The sequence below is a fragment of the Salinibaculum salinum genome, assembly GCF_037645885.1.
Lineage (GTDB): Archaea > Halobacteriota > Halobacteria > Halobacteriales > Haloarculaceae > Salinibaculum > Salinibaculum salinum.
In genome coordinates, this window is record NZ_JBBENW010000015.1 from 103,586 (window position 1) to 118,169 (window position 14,584).

Sequence of the window (14,584 nt, forward strand, 5' to 3'; positions counted from 1 at the left end):
GACACGAGACAGGGGTCGTTGGTCCGGGACCACCAGTCGAGGGGGTCGTAACGTCCGATGGTCGACGACCGTTCGGAACAGTGGTCGGTTCCGGTCGAGCGCTATCCGGGCCCAGTCTGTCGGTACGCCATCACCGACGGGAGCCCAGTCGTTCGGGGGACAGATGCGGCGTTCGAGCGGGAGTTCGACGCGGTACGCGCGGGAACGACTGTCTCGGCTGTCTTCGAGTCGCTGAATATCACGACCGACAGCGGCGACGACATCGCTCGCGCACTCGCTCACGGAGACAACGTTTCGGTCACCGTGAGCGAGTCTGGGGACGGCACGGGCAGCCGGCAGTATCTCGTCCAGCCGGTACCGCCCGAGGGTGGCGACGATGGGGTACTTCTGTTCACCGACACCGACGGAAACAGCGAGACCGACGGAACGCTCGGCGTCGACCACGTCGCCAGCGTCGTCAGCCACGACCTGCGCAACCCGCTCGATGTCGCCAAAACCCGTCTCCGGGCCGGGCGCGAACTCGGCGACGACGAGCACTTCGACCACGTCGAGCAGGCACACGAGCGCATGGAGCGCATCATCGAGGACGTACTGACGCTCGCCAGAGGCGAAGATGTCGTCGAGCCGGACGAGACAATCGACCTTGGAGCCGTCGCCGAACGGGCGTGGGAGACCGTCGAAACCCACGAGGCGACGCTCTCCGTCGAGGAACCGCTCCCGGCCACCGTCGCGGACCCGGACCGCGTCGGCCGTCTCTTCGAGAACCTCTTCAGGAACGCTATCGAACACGGCGCAGCGGACACGCAGAGCGCATCCGGTCTGACTGTCAGGGTTGGCCGACTCGACGAAGAATCGACGGTCGGTTTCTCCGTTGCCGACGACGGCGTCGGGATTCCGGAATCGGAGCAGAAACGCGTCTTCGAGCCGGGATACAGTGCCGACGACCACGGGACCGGGCTCGGACTAGCGATCGTCGCACGGATTGCCGACCTCCACGGCTGGGAGAGCACCGTCACGACAGCCGCCGACGGCGGCACCAGAGTCGAAATACACGGTGTCGACCCGGTCGAGGAGTCGTAACGACCAGAGGATTATTGTGCACAATCACGATGCTCACTCATGGAGGAACGCTTCGAGCGCGCACCGGTCGGGATAGTCGACGTCGAACCCACCGGGACTGTGCGCGCCGTCAACGATGTCGCCGCTGACCTACTCGACATCTCCGAATCGGCAGCCGTCGGCGACCCCATCGAGACGGTGTTCCCCGACTCAGTCGAGGCGAGCGTCCCGAGAGCGTTCGACACCACGCCGGAGACCGAATACGCCACCGAGGAGTACTACCCGGCGCTCGACCGGTGGCTCGCTGTGACGGTCGTCCCACTTTCCGAATCCGTCTCGCTGTACCTGCGCGACGTGACGGACGAACACCGGACCGAGCGACGGCTCGACGAACTCGACGAGAACCTGAACAGGCTGACGATTATCAACCGTCTCATCGCGGACGTGCTGGCCGAACTCGTCGAGGCGTCGACCCGCGAGGAGATAGCGGCGACCATCTGCGACCGGCTGGGGGAGACCGACATCTACGAGTTCGCGTGGGTGGGCGAACGGGACCTCGGCACCGATGACATCGTCGTGCGCGCCGGTGCCGGCGAGACCGGGCGAACGCTCGACCGGATCGAGGCGTGTCTCGAGGAGGAAGCCGGCGTCCCCGAGCGGCGCGCAATCGAAACCGGGGAGCCAGAAATCGTCCAGCCGCTCGGCGAGGACAAATCGGTTCCCGAGTCGGTTCGCCGTGCGGCCTTCGCCGACGGGCTCCAGTCGCTGCTCGCGATTCCGCTGACATACGGGTCGAGCGTCTACGGCGTCGTCGGCGTCTACACCGCCGACCAGAACGCCTTCTCAGCGCGCGAGCGGGAGAGTTTCGGGACGCTGGGAGAGATGGCCGGCTTCGCCGTGAACGCGACTCGAAACAGGAATCTGCTCCGCTCGGACACCGTCGTCGAGCTAACACTGCAGGTGACGGGCCCAGACGAACCGCTCGTCGCGGTTCCGACCGAACACGACGCGACGCTGTCTGTCGACGGCTTCGTCCCCCAGGCCGAGGAGTTGCGGTGCTATCTCGCCGTTCGAGGTGGTGACCCGGAGGCGGTTGCAGAGTCGTGGGCCGGGTACGATAGCGTCGGCCGGGCGCGAGTCATCACCGACCACGACGACGCTGGCACCATCGAGGTGTCGCTCGGCGAGGAGACGCTGCTGGGTCGACTGGCGTCGCTCGGCGTGACCATCGAGTCCGCCCAGTTCGAGGACAGCGAGGGCGAGGTCGTCGTCGAACTCCCACCCGAGGAGGACGTCCGGCGAATCGCCGAAGCGGTCACGCGGGCCCACGACGCGTCGGTCGTCGCCAAGCGAGAACGCGACCGCGAGGTCACGACCGCCAGGGAGTTCAGGAGCGAGGTGAGCGAGCGACTGACCGACCGCCAGGAGAACGCGCTCCGAACGGCGTTTTTTGCCGACTACTTCGAATCCCCCCGCGGAAGCAGCGCGGCGGAGGTCGCCGAGGCACTCGACATCACCGGACCGACACTGCTCCACCACCTCCGTGCCGGCCAGCGGAAGCTGCTCGGGTCGTTTCTCGACGCCGAAAATGATGCTGAGTAGTCCCGGTCCAACGCGGGAGGAACAGTCGACAGCACCCTGACGACGCGCTGGAAACCGACGCGGTCAAACGACACCAGCGCATAGGTCACGTCAATGCGACTGCGGTTTCTCGGCGGCGCACGCGAGGTCGGCCGGAGTGCCGTCCTCGTCGACGACTCCCTGTTGCTCGATTTCGGCATGCTGACCGGGAACCCGCCCCAGTTTCCCGTCGAGACGCCCGACCCCGATGCCGTCGTCGTCTCGCACGGCCACCTCGATCACGTCGGAACGCTGCCAGCCCTGCTGTCGGGGGACGAACGCCCCCCGATACACTGGACGCCGCCGACCCGCGAACTGGCGCTGACGCTCGCCCGGGATACGCTCAAGCTACACGGGGGTACGTACAACTGCCCCTTTACCGAGACAGACGTGAAACGCGTCACGCAGGTGTCGGAGACCCACGGCTACCGGGAGACGTTCGAGGCCGCCGGCTACGACGTGACGTTCTACAACGCCGGCCACATCCCCGGGAGTGCACACGTGCTCGTGGACGATGGCGAGACGCGCCTGCTGTACACCGGCGACTTCCACACCGGCGGACAGCGACTCGTCTCGGAAACCACTGCTCGTCCCGACGCAGACGTCGTGCTCTGTGAGAGTACCTATTCTGACGTGACCCACGAAGAGCGTGCAACCGTCGAACAGCGGTTCGTCGAGAGCGTCGAGACGACGCTGTGGGAGGGCGGCACCGTCGTCGTCCCCGCCTTCGCCATCGGGCGCACCCAGGAGATGCTGCTGATCTGCGAGGAATACGACATCCCCTGTTACGTCGACGGGATGGGCGTCGAGGTGACGGAGATGCTCCGCCGCCACCCGGCGTTCGTCCGCGACGCGGACGCGCTCAAGCGCGCCGCGGGACACGCCCGCGTCGTCGACGGCCGCGACGGCCAGCGAAAGCGCATCACCGAACAGAAGGCCGCGATCATCACGACGAGCGGGATGCTCTCCGGTGGCCCCGCCATGACGTACATCCCGGCAATCCGAGGCAATCCCGTCAACAAAATCACGATGACGGGCTACCAGGTCGAGGGGACCCCTGGCCGGAATCTGCTGGAGACCGGCAGCGCGGAAATCGACGGCCGCGTGATGCCGGTCAGCGCGCAGGTCGAGCAGTACGACTTCTCCGCGCACGCCGACCGCGAGGGTATCCGCTCGTTTCTCGATTCGTACCGCGACACCCCGGTGCTGGTCAACCACGGCGACCGCTGTGAGCAGTTCGCGGACGAACTCCGGGATGAGGGGTTCGAGACGAGCGCGCCAGGGATTGGTGACACCGTCTCGGTATGAGCGCACGGCGGCCCGCTAGTCCTCTTCGCCCTCGAAGTACGCGAGCACGTCGGCTTTGATGTCGGTAAATCCGTCACCGGTGCGGTCGCGGGGGCGGTCGAGCGGGACGGCTATCTCGTCCAAGACAGTGCCCGGTCCGCCGGAGAAGACGACGATGCGGTCCGAGAGGTAGACCGCTTCCTCGATGTCGTGGGTCACGAAACAGATCGTCTTCTGCGTCTCCGTCCAGATATCGAGGAGTTCGCGGTGGAGCGTCGTCTTCGTGCGAGCGTCGACGCTGCCGAAGGGTTCGTCCATCAGGAGAATCGGCGGGTCGACCGCGAGCGCACGCGCGATACCCACGCGCTGGCGCTGCCCGCCCGAAAGCTCCTTCGGGAAGGCGTCGGCTTTCTCCGAGAGGCCAACGAGGTCGAGACAGTAGTCGACGCGCTCGTCGATTGTGAATCCGTCGGGCGGGCCGACCTCCTCCAGCCCGTAAGCGACGTTTTTCGCCACCGTCCGCCACGGAAACAGCGCGTCGTCCTGGAAGACCATCCCCCGGTCGGGGCCGGGGCCGGTGACCGGCGTGCCACCGACGCGGACGTCGCCCTCAGTGGGTGATTCCAGTCCAGCGATGATTCGGAAGGCAGTCGATTTGCCACAGCCGGAGGGGCCGACGATAGAGACGAACTCGCCGGCCTGCACGTCGAAGTCCACGTCGTCGAGCGCCCGGACGGCACCACGCTCGCTCTGATAGGTCTTCGAGACGTGGTCGACGGCGATTTCCGGTGTGTCGGTGCTGTGTGTGTCGTCTGTCGTTTCGATTGGTTCTGTTCCCATGGTGTCTCACCGCCAGTTCAGGACGCGCGTTTCGACGAGTTTGATGAGTCGGTCCGACAGGAGGAAGAGCACGCCGATGACGAGCATGTACGCGATGACGACGGGCATCTGCAGGAAGTTCGCCGCGTCCCAGAGGTGTTTCCCGATGCCGGGAACACCGAGGAGTTCGGCCGCGACCATCACCATCCACGCCTGTCCGGCCGCGGTACGAAACCCGGTGAACAGCTCCGGCGTCGCCGATGGCAACACGATACGGCGGATGAGTCCGAGGTCGGATTTCGTGCCGAGCGACTGCCCGACTTCGAGCAGGCTCTGGTCGACGTCGCGGACGCCGCTTTCGGCGTTGTAGTAGTTGATCCAGAACGCGACGATCGCGATGATGAAGGCCGCTCCCCGGTCGTTGAGTCCGAACCAGATGATGGCGAAGGGAATCCACGCCAGCGGCGGCACCGGTCGGAGCAGGCCGGCGACGGTACCGACCGTCTCCTCGGCCAGCGACGACCAGCCGACGAGCACGCCGACCGACATGCCGAGCGCCGAACCGATGAGCAGCCCGGGGATGTAGTGACCGAGACTCTGGAGGATTAGCTCGAACATCTGTCCGGACCCGATATCCCGGACGAGCACATCGAGCACCGCAGGCGGCTGTGGGAGCAGCGTTCGCGGCGTGACGAGCGCGACTCCCCACCAGAGCGCGACGAAGGCGACGAGCGAGCCCAGCTGGAGGGCCAGGTTTCGGAGTTTCCCGATTCGAAAGCCGCCTGTTCCGGGTACGTCGAGCGTCTCCGGTTCGACGTTACTCACCACTGCTCACCTCGTCGTAGAAGCTGTGGTCGAAGACGTCGTCTTCCGAGAGGTCGTCGTCGACCGAGTCGAGTTGCTGGTGGAAGTCGTTGTACACCAGGGACTTGTCGACGATACGATGTGGGTCCGAAATGAACGTCGAGGCCGGCGAGTTGATCGCCGTCGTCGCGACGCCCTGGGAGAGGATGTCCGAACCGACGACCGTGCTCGCCATCTCTGCGGCCGCTTCGCGGTTCTCGTTGATGAACTCCGTCGCGCGGACGTGAATGTCGACGAGACTGCGGACCAGTTCCGGGTCGTCGTCGACGAGTGACTGGGACGGCTGGAGCACCGCACCCGGTTGCCCGGGCATGATTTCGCCGGCGTATTTGAACGGCTCCATATCCGCATCCGGGTTCTCCTGGAGCGCCGTGGGAATCGGTTCGATAGCGCTGCCAGCGTCGGCGTTGCCCGACGACAGCGTCGACTGCAACGCACTCGGACTCTGCCCGACGATTTCCACGACGTCCAGGCTCAGGTCGAGTACTTCCGTAATCCAGTATCGAAGAAAGACGTCGGGAGTCGAACCGGACGGCAACGTCGCAAAGCGCGGTTTTCGTCCGTTGTCGTCGCGGAAGCGCTGGAAGGCGTCCGCACCGTAGTCGTCCCAGTACGAGCGGAACTCGCTGCTGCCCACCATAACGTTCGGTTCGAGGACGTTCGCCGCGACGACCTTCGAGGCGACACCGTTGGCAATGGCGACGAGTCCAGGGCTAATACCCACGTACGCGAGGTCGAGACTCCCCGATGCGTACGCCTGGACCAGCGGCGGCCCACCGCCGAAGGTCTTGACCTGGATATTGGTGTCGAGTTCGTCGTACCAGCCTTGCTGTTCGATGACAAAATACTGCATCATCGGGAAGACGTTGAGTGTCCCCAGTGTGAGCGAATCAGAGTCAGAGCCGCTACCGATTCCCAGGCACCCGGCGGTACTCGTAGAGAGAGCGGCCATCCCGGCACCTGTGGTCTGGAGAAGTCGACGGCGAGAAAGGGACTGTTCCATGACAGAGGAAGACGGTGGCGGAAAAAAACACCTCTCACCTGAGCGAGACTTGCCGCCGTCTATGACGGCACTAGAGCCGTTTTCAGACGATATCGGGACGGACGTGAAACCGCTGGTACCCACCCTCAGCGAGATCGAGCGAACCGACCCACCAGTTCCACCGTTCGACGAGTGTGTGGTCGTCCGGTGCGTCGGCCAGGTGGTCGACGACAGCGTCGACAGTCAGTTCGTAGTCGAAGTCGGTCTGAACCCGACCGGAGTCCGCCAGGTCGCGGGCCTGCCGGGAAATCGCCCGCCGAGTCTGCTCGTCGCCACCGAACGCTTCGTCGAGTTCGCGCTCGAGTTCCTCCCGGTCCATATGTGAATTGATATCATACACGTCCTTGAAACTACCCCATGACAACGGTTCGACAGAGAGAGGAACGGACGAATGCGCTGGGCAGGAGTTGAACCTGCGGTACAGTCGTGGTCGGACTGTGTGTTACGCGAGACTACACTACCAGCGCCCACGAAGACACGAATGCGGACGCCCGCATTGTTATGCAGTGGGTACTGCTCGGAAGAGACGCTGTATAATCTGGTCGTTTCGAAATGCTGAGTCGCAACAGGTGTCCGTCGACGGAGAGAGACTTGCACAGTTGTTACCAAACGAATCCGTTTAGCCACAGTGGTTGTCAGATGAAGGGAAGTACCACAACCACCACGTTAGTTTCACGACTCTTTCGAGATGTATGCCTCTACCACTCACGCGCCGTGAACTGGTCGCACTCGTCGGGACGACAGCCCTTACTGGCCGTTCGGGATTGAATACACTGGTTCAGCGAGAGAGCGCACCGGAGAGCAAGGGACAGCAGGTCGCGACACAGCAGGCGGAGACAGTTCGGGCCTTTATCGGGTCGTACCACTGGGGATACGTCATCCTGGACGAAAGCGGTGAGGAACGGTCCCAGCTAACGCTTTCGTCGGGTGACGAGTTGCGGCTCACCCTCTTCAACGTTGAAGCCGAAGCCGCGGTCGATAAGCTGCCCGAAGCAGTCCGAGCGGGCATTCCGAGTTCGGACGAACGCGCACAGCGAAACGAACAAGCACTCCCCGTTCCGCAGGGGACGACCCTCGAAACCCTGCACGACTCGGCCGAGGCTGCGTATCCAGACCACGGTCTCGCTATCCTCCACGACGACTTCCTGGGGGCCAGGCCCGGTGGTTCGGGACAGGGGCCTGGTGGTTCGGGACAGGGGCCTGGCGGACCGGGACAGGGACCAGGGATGGGACCTGGCGGTCCGAGGCAGGAACCCGGTAGCGGCGAACCGGAATGGGGGCCGTGGGGCGGGCATCACGGACCACATGGTGGCCCGTCTGGTCCGGGAGGCGGACAGGGAGGGCCGTACGGGCCTGGCTCACCGGGCTCGTCCTGGGGCGGTTACAGCGGAACGCTCGCACCGCCGGTGTACCTCTGGCATCACTCGACAGTGCCCAACGAACTCGGGTTCGTGGTAACCACGAGCGGTTCGTTCGGGTTTGCATGCCCGGTCTACTGTGGGTACGGCCATCCGTTCATGGTCGAGCGCGGTCGTATCGTGGTAACTGAGGACGAAGAATAATCCGCCTCGGAGAGCCGACAAGCGACGAGAACTGAATGGGTACTGTTGCTCTTCGGTCGTATCTGGAAAGTGGCTGAGGGGAGTAAGCCCCCTTCTGTTCGGCCCGGCATTCGGCTGAGCGTCCGAACCATGTGTCCGAGCTACCTTGTGGTCCGGACTTGCACCGGCGAGGATTCGCCGTTCCATCGATTCGCCGCCATCGACCCTCGGCGGGGTCTCTCCCGACCTTGCGGCCGAGATTCGCGCGCCTCATCGGTCCGGCGGCGCCGTGTCGTTTCTGTTCCAGAGCCGACGGTCTCCCGCCCCGGGTTTGCACCCGGTCGCCTGCCCGGACGGTGGGGGGACTTTCCTCATGGGCGTGCTCAACGAGCACGTTATACCGAGACGGCGTAGCCGTCGAGGCGCGTGCCCGCACGTACCCACGGGGGCCAGGCTCCCTCTGCCATCGAAGCGTAGTCGGTCCCCCGCCCTAAGCCGTTCGGTCGTCGGAGGCCGACGTGACGCCGGACATGGCGAGTGTTACCACCGTGCTATCGTCAGTAATCCCGGCAAGTGCTACCGCAGGGGCCGTCTCCCGGGCCCGTTCGAGTCCGGCGCGATAGACAACACCGCCGGTAGCGAACGTTTTAGAGAGGTCTGGACGTAGCGACGCCAATGGCCGAACACGGCGACGACGCGGCAGCGGAGGCCGACCCGTTCGACGCGTTCCGGCAGACCGCCGCGCTCCCGCGGGACGTGCTGGTGTTGTCCATCGCGATGTTCGCCTTCTCGCTCGGCTTCCAGATGACGAGTCGCTACCTCCCCCAGTATCTACTGGCACTCGGTGCGACGCCCTTCATCGTCGGGCTCTACGGCACCGTCGGCAACATCATCGGCGCGGTCTACCCCTACCCGGGTGGAGCCATCTCCGACCGCATCGGCTCGCGCAGCGCGCTCACGCTCTTCGGGATTCTCTCGACGCTGGGTTTCCTGTTCTGGCTCGTCGCGCCGCTGGTCGGTCCCATCGACGTTGTCGGCGTCACCATCGAGCCGTGGCTCTGGATTTTCGTCGGTCTCTTTCTCGCCCAGGCTTGGAAGTCCCTCGGCCTCGGCGCGACCTTCGCAATCGTCAAGCAGAGCGTCCCCGACACCCAGCTCGCGCGCGGCTTCGCCAGCACCGAAACCTTTCGCCGTACAGCGTTCCTGCTCGGTCCCGCTGGTGCGGCTGGACTCCTGTTTTTCGGCGGCGGCGAGATTCTGCCGGGCTTTCTATACGTCCTCGCCGTCGCCACGGTCTTCGGCGCTGTCGCGACCGCAATCCAGCATTTCCGGTACGACGCCAGCGAGGACACCATCGGCGACGAGTTCGCCGGTCTCGACCAGATTCGCCGCGATCTCCGCGACCTTCCCGATGCGCTTCGCCCACTGCTGGTCGCCGACACGCTCGTCCGCTTCGCCAACGGGATGGTCTACGTCTTCTTCATCGTCGTCGTCACCGAAGTGCTTCAGGTGGACGTGACGCTGTTTGGCGTCTATCTCAGCCCCGAAGTCTTCTTCGGAGCCCTGCTCAGCATCGAGATGGTCGTCGCACTGCTCTCGATGTACCCCGTCGCCCGACTCGCCGAACGAACAGGATTGAAACCGGTCGTCGCCATCGGCTTTGCCGTCTACGCCATCTTCCCCGTTCTGCTCGTGTTCGCACCCGCAGACCCGCTGGTCGTCGGACTGCTCTTTGCCTTCTCGGGGCTGCGATTCGCCGGCCTGCCAGCACACAAAGCACTCATCGTCGGCCCCGCCGAACGGGACGCCGGCGGGCGCGTCACCGGTGCGTACTACCTGCTTCGCAACACGATCGTCATCCCGAGCGCCGCACTCGGTGGCGCGCTCTGGCAGGCAGTCAGCCCCGAAGTCGCCTTCACGCTCGCCTCGGCAATCGGCGTCGTCGGCACCGGCTACTTCCTGCTGGTCGGGTCGGAGTTCGAAGCGTACCGGTGAGTGGCGCCGACCAGCCGTTAGTAATCACCAGTGGTAAAACCCAGTACAGCCAATAGGGATCCAGATGGATATCGGAACGTACCTCGTCACACAGACAGACCTCTCCGCGGGCCGGTCGACGCAGACTATCGTCGACGCCGCACTCGCCGGTGGTATCGACGTCGTCCAGATTCGCGAGAAACACGCCAGTGCGCGCGAGCGACTCGCCATCGCGCGTGACCTCCGCGGTCCGACCGCCGAAGCCGGCGTCTCGCTCGTCATCAACGACCGCGTGGATATCGCGCTCGCGGCCGACGCCGACGGCGTCCACCTCGGCGACGACGACCTGCCGGTCGAGGACGCACGCGAACTCCTCGGTGAAGACGCCATCATCGGTCGCTCGGTCTCGACAGTCGAGGCCGCACGCGAGGCCGAGCGCGCGGGCGCGGACTATCTCGGCGTGGGTGCTGTCTTCGCCACCGGGTCGAAAGACGACATCCCCGAAGAAGAGTACGCAATCGGGCTGGACCGGGTCCGGGACACCGCTGCCGCCGTCGACATCCCCTTCGTCGGTATCGGTGGCATCACGCCGGACAACGCCGCAGACGTGACCGAAGCCGGCGCGGATGGCGTCGCCGTCATCACCGCCATCACGAAGGCCAACGACCCCGAACAGGCCACCCGCGATCTTGTCGACGCAGTTGCAACGGGACGCGAACGAGCCGACGCCGCCGCAAACACAGGAACACACCAATGACACTCGACCTCGACGCCGACCTCGCTGCCGTCACCGATGCATCACCACTCGTAAACGCCGTCACCAACAACGTCACCGTCAACGACGTTGCCCAGGTCATCCTCCACTGGGGTGGCCTCCCCGTCATGTCCGACGACGAACGGGAAGTCGGCGACATGGTCGCCGGCGCGCAGGCCTGCCTGCTCAACATGGGCACCGTCAGCGAAGAAGGCGAGGCGACCATGGTCGAAGCCGGCGAATCCGCCAACGACCACGGCGTCCCCGTCGTACTGGACCCCGTCGGTGTCGGCGCGACGCCCACCCGCGACCGCGTCGCCGAGCGCCTCGCCACCGAACTCGATGTCGCCATGATCAAAGGCAACTACGGCGAGATTACCGCCCTCGCCGGCGAAGACGCCGACGTTCGAGGCGTCGAATCCGTCGGCGACTACAGCGACATCGCGACGACTGCCGTCGCCTGCGCACAGAAGTACGACACCGTCGTCGTCGCCTCGGGCGAGACCGACCTCGTCGCGACCGCCGACGCCGCCTACGAAGTGACCGCCGGCCACCCCGACATGGGGACCGTCGTCGGCACTGGCTGCATGCTCGGCGCGACCGTCGCCACCTTCGCCGGTGCAATCGACGACGCCGAACGCGCCGCGCTCGCCGGCACGGTCGCTTTCGGACTCGCCGGCGAAGCCGCCGCCGACGGAGGATTCGGCGACGTACACGGCCCCGGCAGTTACAACGTCGCGTTCAAAGACGCCGTGGCAGGCCTCGCGGAAACCGACCACGACGACGGCGACGCCCGCGTCGAACGCGTCCTCACTGCCGAATGACGACCCGGTCGCGCGTCGCGCTGGTAACCGGTGCCAGCCGCGGTATCGGAGCCGAGACCGCCCGCCAACTGGCTGCCGACGGCTTCGATATCGTGCTCGCCGCACGCAGCGAGATGCCCCTCCAGCACGTCGCTGCGGACATCACGACCACCCACGACGGCGCCGCACACGCAGTCCCGACTGACGTGACCGACCCCGACGCCGTGGCGGCACTCGTCGAGACCACGCTCGAACGGTTCGGCCGCCTCGATACTGTCGTCGTCAACGCCGGCACTGGTGAACGACGGAACGTCCCGCTGACAGAGCTGTCGCTGGCGGAGTATCGGACTGTCCGTGCGACCAACGTCGACGGCGCGTTCTACACGACCCGGGCCGTCGTCGACCACCTCCGCGAGACGGACGGGGCGCTCGTGTTCGTCGGCAGCTACAAGGGCAAGTACCCCAGCACGTCGACGCCCGTCTACGCCGCCTCGAAGTGGTGGCTCCGCGGCTTCGCACAGAGCGTTGCCGGCCGTGTCGGCCCCGACGGCGTCGCCGTCTCGCTCGTCAATCCGACTGGTGTCACCACCGATTTCGGCCGCGACACTCGCGACCAGACCAACGAAGAGTTGCTCGACGCCGAGGATGCACTCTCCGCCAGCGACGTTGCCGAGACGATCGTAACCGCGGTCGACCAGGACGCACCCGGTGCGATTACGGAACTCGACCTCTTCCGGCGCGACATCTACGAGCGGTTCTGATCGCGGGCAAACAGCGCGAAGCCGATTCCAAACAGTACGGTACTGGCGAGCAATCCCAGTCCCGCCGCCGCTTCACTACCCAGCCCCGGAAGTACGGACGACGACAGAAAGAGCACTGCGAGCCACGTGGCCAAAACGAACGTGGCCGCGTTCAACCAGACGCGCCACTCAGTCAATCGCACGCCCCCGACAGTCGTGGGTTTCATCCAGTATCGAACGATGGATGCGGATTCCACTTGGACGTTACTACTCACACAGCGACCGTCTCGAAAGACTGAGTCCAAATACTGTTTTTTATCCGGTCAGTACCAGACAGTCGTGAGAGAGAAGAGAACAGCGGAGCGAGAAGAGGATCGCCCCGACGAGCAGGAAGTCGAAGACTTGCTCGACGAACTGGAGGACCTCGAAGAGACAGCAGACTCCCACGAGCACCGACGGGTGATTCAACGGACGATAGACACGCTCGACCGGTTCTCCGGCGGGCGTATCTTCGGCCTCGATGACCTCGCCCAGCAGATCGTCGGGGGGGTCATCCTCTCTGCGCCGTTTGTCGTCACCGAAGAGGTCTGGAGTCTCGCCGCGTCGATGAATTGGATTCAATGGGCTGTCACCGTTCTCATCGTCGTCGCGATCGGCTACGGGACGCTGTACAAAGCCGACCACGACCGGGACGCCGAACGTGAAGAGTCGATTGCTGGACTCCCGATTCGATTCGTCTCGCTGGTGCTCATCGCGTATCTCTCCGTCACGGTTCTGGCCTTTGTCTTTGACGCCCCCGAGACGTTCGCAGCGACGCCGAACACGACGCTCAAGGCCATCTCCATCGGCGCGATCTTCAGCGTCGTCGGTGCCGCAACCGCCGACTCGCTGTTCTAATGGGAACCGGGGAAAATTGGTAGCTCGTTCCGAGTTTGCACGAGCAAAACGCCTCACAGCCCAGTACTTTGCCCTCGGGCAGTGGTCGAGGTCTCGCACGTGAACTGGACAAATCAAGGGCCGGATTTGAACCAGATGCACTCCCTTCGGTCGTGCTAGGGTTCAAACCGGCGTGGCTTCCGCTCCTCACGTTTGTTCGTCGCAGGAAGCCAAGGGCCGGATTTGAACCGGCGATGGGCGGCTCTGCAGGCCGCTGCGTTCGGCCGGACTCTGCCACCTTGGCGCATCTAGACATCTGGCGTGTATCGATTTAGGGATTGTGATACTGCGCGACCAGCCGAACTGCCAACGGTGGGTAGCTCTCAACCCGACAGGCCGCCGTGCGCGACCGGATAGATCGAGCCCTCGCTGGCCGGACTGACAGGCTCTCGCGTGCGTATATACGGCAAAAACCCCCGAACAGCGTTGTCACTGTTCGGGGGTAATGAATGAGTGCGGTGGAATGGCCACCGCGGTATGAGGAGAGGCGGCGAACCGGATTTCCCAGAGGCTCACGCACTCCAGTACTCGCCGGAACGCTGGCGGGCTTAACTTCCGTGTTCGGGATGGGTACGGGTGTAACCCCGCCGCTATGGCCGCCTTAACGCCGACTTGCGGATTCGAACCACAATTGTTGACCGGGAGAGGTCATCTCCCGACCACCGGACTTCCGTCCGGAACACCATGTGTCGGTCAAACCAATATGTACGTGCGATCCAGTTTACGCCTGGACTCGTTCAGAGAGTCCCAGTACGTATGAATGGTGGCTTCGGTCTGTTAGTTCTCGCGGGCTAAACACCTCGTTACCTCGGTGCGTACACCCCGAGTCTATCGAACTCGTCTTCTACGAGAGACCTCAGCGGTGCCTCTTTTCCAGGTGGGTTTCCGGCTTAGATGCGTTCAGCCGTTACCCCGTGTGGCGTAGCTGCCCGGCAATGCTCTCTCGAACAACCGGTACACCAGTGGCCACCAACCGTAGTTCCTCTCGTACTATACGGTCGTTCCCGTCAGGCACCATAACACCCCCAATAGATAGCAGCCGACCTGTCTCACGACGGTCTAAACCCAGCTCACGACCTCCTTTAATAGGCGAACAACCTCACCCTTGCCCGCTTCTGCACGGGCAGGATGGAGGGAACCGACAT

At 64.5% G+C, this 14,584-nt stretch carries 14 protein-coding genes, 2 tRNA genes, 2 rRNA genes and 1 other RNA gene; 9 read left to right on the top strand and 10 right to left on the bottom strand.

Annotated elements, in window-relative coordinates:
* Positions 1-57 precede the first annotated feature (57 nt).
* The 3 genes from WDJ60_RS13485 (at position 58) to WDJ60_RS13495 (ending at position 3,987) form a co-directional block, all read left to right on the top strand.
* Positions 58-1,080: a sensor histidine kinase gene (locus tag WDJ60_RS13485; RefSeq protein ID WP_340101081.1), complete on the top strand. Its 1,023-nt coding sequence runs from the start codon at positions 58-60 to the stop codon at positions 1,078-1,080.
* A gap of 39 nt (positions 1,081-1,119) precedes the next feature.
* Positions 1,120-2,661, top strand: coding sequence for a bacterio-opsin activator domain-containing protein (locus WDJ60_RS13490; RefSeq protein WP_340101082.1), 1,542 nt, complete (start codon positions 1,120-1,122; stop codon positions 2,659-2,661).
* Positions 2,662-2,754: 93 nt separating this feature from the next.
* Positions 2,755-3,987, top strand: coding sequence for an MBL fold metallo-hydrolase (locus WDJ60_RS13495; protein WP_340101083.1), 1,233 nt, complete (start codon positions 2,755-2,757; stop codon positions 3,985-3,987).
* 15 nt (positions 3,988-4,002) lie between these two features.
* Here the strand turns inward: WDJ60_RS13495 and WDJ60_RS13500 are convergent, their stop codons facing one another.
* The 5 genes from WDJ60_RS13500 to WDJ60_RS13520 all read right to left on the bottom strand — a co-directional run bounded on the left by WDJ60_RS13500 (position 4,003) and on the right by WDJ60_RS13520 (position 7,158).
* Positions 4,003-4,806: an ABC transporter ATP-binding protein gene (locus WDJ60_RS13500; protein ID WP_340101085.1), complete on the bottom strand. Its 804-nt coding sequence runs from the start codon at positions 4,804-4,806 to the stop codon at positions 4,003-4,005.
* A 6-nt stretch (positions 4,807-4,812) separates the two neighbouring features.
* Positions 4,813-5,610, bottom strand: coding sequence for an ABC transporter permease (locus WDJ60_RS13505; RefSeq protein ID WP_340101086.1), 798 nt, complete (start codon positions 5,608-5,610; stop codon positions 4,813-4,815).
* A complete protein-coding gene (locus WDJ60_RS13510; protein ID WP_340101087.1) occupies positions 5,603-6,652 on the bottom strand; it encodes an ABC transporter substrate-binding protein in 1,050 nt (349 codons plus the stop codon). Before WDJ60_RS13510 ends, WDJ60_RS13505 begins: the two co-directional genes overlap by 8 nt.
* An 82-nt stretch (positions 6,653-6,734) precedes the next feature.
* Positions 6,735-7,010 (bottom strand): WNWW family protein, encoded by a 276-nt coding sequence (locus WDJ60_RS13515; RefSeq protein ID WP_340101088.1) that lies wholly within the window; start codon positions 7,008-7,010, stop codon positions 6,735-6,737.
* A 73-nt stretch (positions 7,011-7,083) separates the two neighbouring features.
* Positions 7,084-7,158 (bottom strand) — tRNA-OTHER (locus WDJ60_RS13520).
* A gap of 225 nt (positions 7,159-7,383) precedes the next feature.
* On the opposite strand from WDJ60_RS13520, the gene WDJ60_RS13525 reads away from it, so the two are divergent.
* Complete coding sequence (locus tag WDJ60_RS13525; protein ID WP_340101089.1) at positions 7,384-8,253, top strand: hypothetical protein; 870 nt, start codon at positions 7,384-7,386, stop codon at positions 8,251-8,253.
* A gap of 71 nt (positions 8,254-8,324) precedes the next feature.
* On the opposite strand, the gene rnpB is transcribed toward WDJ60_RS13525, so the two are convergent.
* Positions 8,325-8,697: RNase P RNA component (rnpB, locus tag WDJ60_RS13530), an RNA gene on the bottom strand.
* Between the two features lie 210 nt (positions 8,698-8,907).
* On the opposite strand from rnpB, the gene WDJ60_RS13535 reads away from it, so the two are divergent.
* The 4 genes from WDJ60_RS13535 to WDJ60_RS13550 all read left to right on the top strand — a co-directional run bounded on the left by WDJ60_RS13535 (position 8,908) and on the right by WDJ60_RS13550 (position 12,524).
* On the top strand, positions 8,908-10,227 hold the full coding sequence (locus tag WDJ60_RS13535; RefSeq protein WP_340101090.1) for an MFS transporter: 1,320 nt from the start codon (positions 8,908-8,910) through the stop codon (positions 10,225-10,227).
* Between the two features lie 70 nt (positions 10,228-10,297).
* Positions 10,298-10,963 (top strand): thiamine phosphate synthase, encoded by a 666-nt coding sequence (thiE, locus tag WDJ60_RS13540; RefSeq protein ID WP_417750460.1) that lies wholly within the window; start codon positions 10,298-10,300, stop codon positions 10,961-10,963.
* Entirely contained in the window at positions 10,960-11,784 is an 825-nt protein-coding gene (thiM, locus tag WDJ60_RS13545; protein ID WP_340101092.1) for a hydroxyethylthiazole kinase, read from the top strand. The genes thiE and thiM overlap by 4 nt, the downstream gene beginning before the upstream one ends.
* Positions 11,781-12,524 (top strand): SDR family oxidoreductase, encoded by a 744-nt coding sequence (locus tag WDJ60_RS13550; RefSeq protein ID WP_340101093.1) that lies wholly within the window; start codon positions 11,781-11,783, stop codon positions 12,522-12,524. The genes thiM and WDJ60_RS13550 overlap by 4 nt, the downstream gene beginning before the upstream one ends.
* Here the strand turns inward: WDJ60_RS13550 and WDJ60_RS13555 are convergent.
* Positions 12,509-12,778 (bottom strand): hypothetical protein, encoded by a 270-nt coding sequence (locus WDJ60_RS13555; RefSeq protein WP_340101094.1) that lies wholly within the window; start codon positions 12,776-12,778, stop codon positions 12,509-12,511. The genes WDJ60_RS13550 and WDJ60_RS13555 overlap by 16 nt on opposite strands.
* A 199-nt stretch (positions 12,779-12,977) precedes the next feature.
* Here WDJ60_RS13555 and WDJ60_RS13560 point away from each other — a divergent pair, with 199 nt between their 5' ends.
* Positions 12,978-13,400 (top strand): DUF2391 family protein, encoded by a 423-nt coding sequence (locus WDJ60_RS13560; RefSeq protein ID WP_340101098.1) that lies wholly within the window; start codon positions 12,978-12,980, stop codon positions 13,398-13,400.
* Between the two features lie 207 nt (positions 13,401-13,607).
* Here WDJ60_RS13560 and WDJ60_RS13565 read toward each other — a convergent pair.
* From WDJ60_RS13565 to WDJ60_RS13575, 3 genes are all read right to left on the bottom strand, one after another.
* Positions 13,608-13,683, bottom strand: a tRNA-Cys gene (locus tag WDJ60_RS13565).
* 238 nt (positions 13,684-13,921) lie between these two features.
* A 5S ribosomal RNA gene (rrf, locus tag WDJ60_RS13570) occupies positions 13,922-14,043 on the bottom strand.
* 153 nt (positions 14,044-14,196) lie between these two features.
* A 23S ribosomal RNA gene (locus WDJ60_RS13575) occupies positions 14,197-14,584 on the bottom strand; the annotation flags it as partial.

Coding starts and splice junctions, on each gene's coding strand:
- WDJ60_RS13510 (WP_340101087.1), bottom strand. CDS start 6,652: ATGGAACAGTCCCTTTCTCGCCGTCGACTTCTCCAGACCACAGGTGCC.
- WDJ60_RS13490 (WP_340101082.1), top strand. CDS start 1,120: ATGGAGGAACGCTTCGAGCGCGCACCGGTCGGGATAGTCGACGTCGAA.
- WDJ60_RS13500 (WP_340101085.1), bottom strand. CDS start 4,806: ATGGGAACAGAACCAATCGAAACGACAGACGACACACACAGCACCGAC.
- WDJ60_RS13535 (WP_340101090.1), top strand. CDS start 8,908: ATGGCCGAACACGGCGACGACGCGGCAGCGGAGGCCGACCCGTTCGAC.
- WDJ60_RS13515 (WP_340101088.1), bottom strand. CDS start 7,010: ATGGACCGGGAGGAACTCGAGCGCGAACTCGACGAAGCGTTCGGTGGC.
- WDJ60_RS13550 (WP_340101093.1), top strand. CDS start 11,781: ATGACGACCCGGTCGCGCGTCGCGCTGGTAACCGGTGCCAGCCGCGGT.
- thiM (WP_340101092.1), top strand. CDS start 10,960: ATGACACTCGACCTCGACGCCGACCTCGCTGCCGTCACCGATGCATCA.
- WDJ60_RS13485 (WP_340101081.1), top strand. CDS start 58: ATGGTCGACGACCGTTCGGAACAGTGGTCGGTTCCGGTCGAGCGCTAT.
- WDJ60_RS13525 (WP_340101089.1), top strand. CDS start 7,384: ATGCCTCTACCACTCACGCGCCGTGAACTGGTCGCACTCGTCGGGACG.
- WDJ60_RS13495 (WP_340101083.1), top strand. CDS start 2,755: ATGCGACTGCGGTTTCTCGGCGGCGCACGCGAGGTCGGCCGGAGTGCC.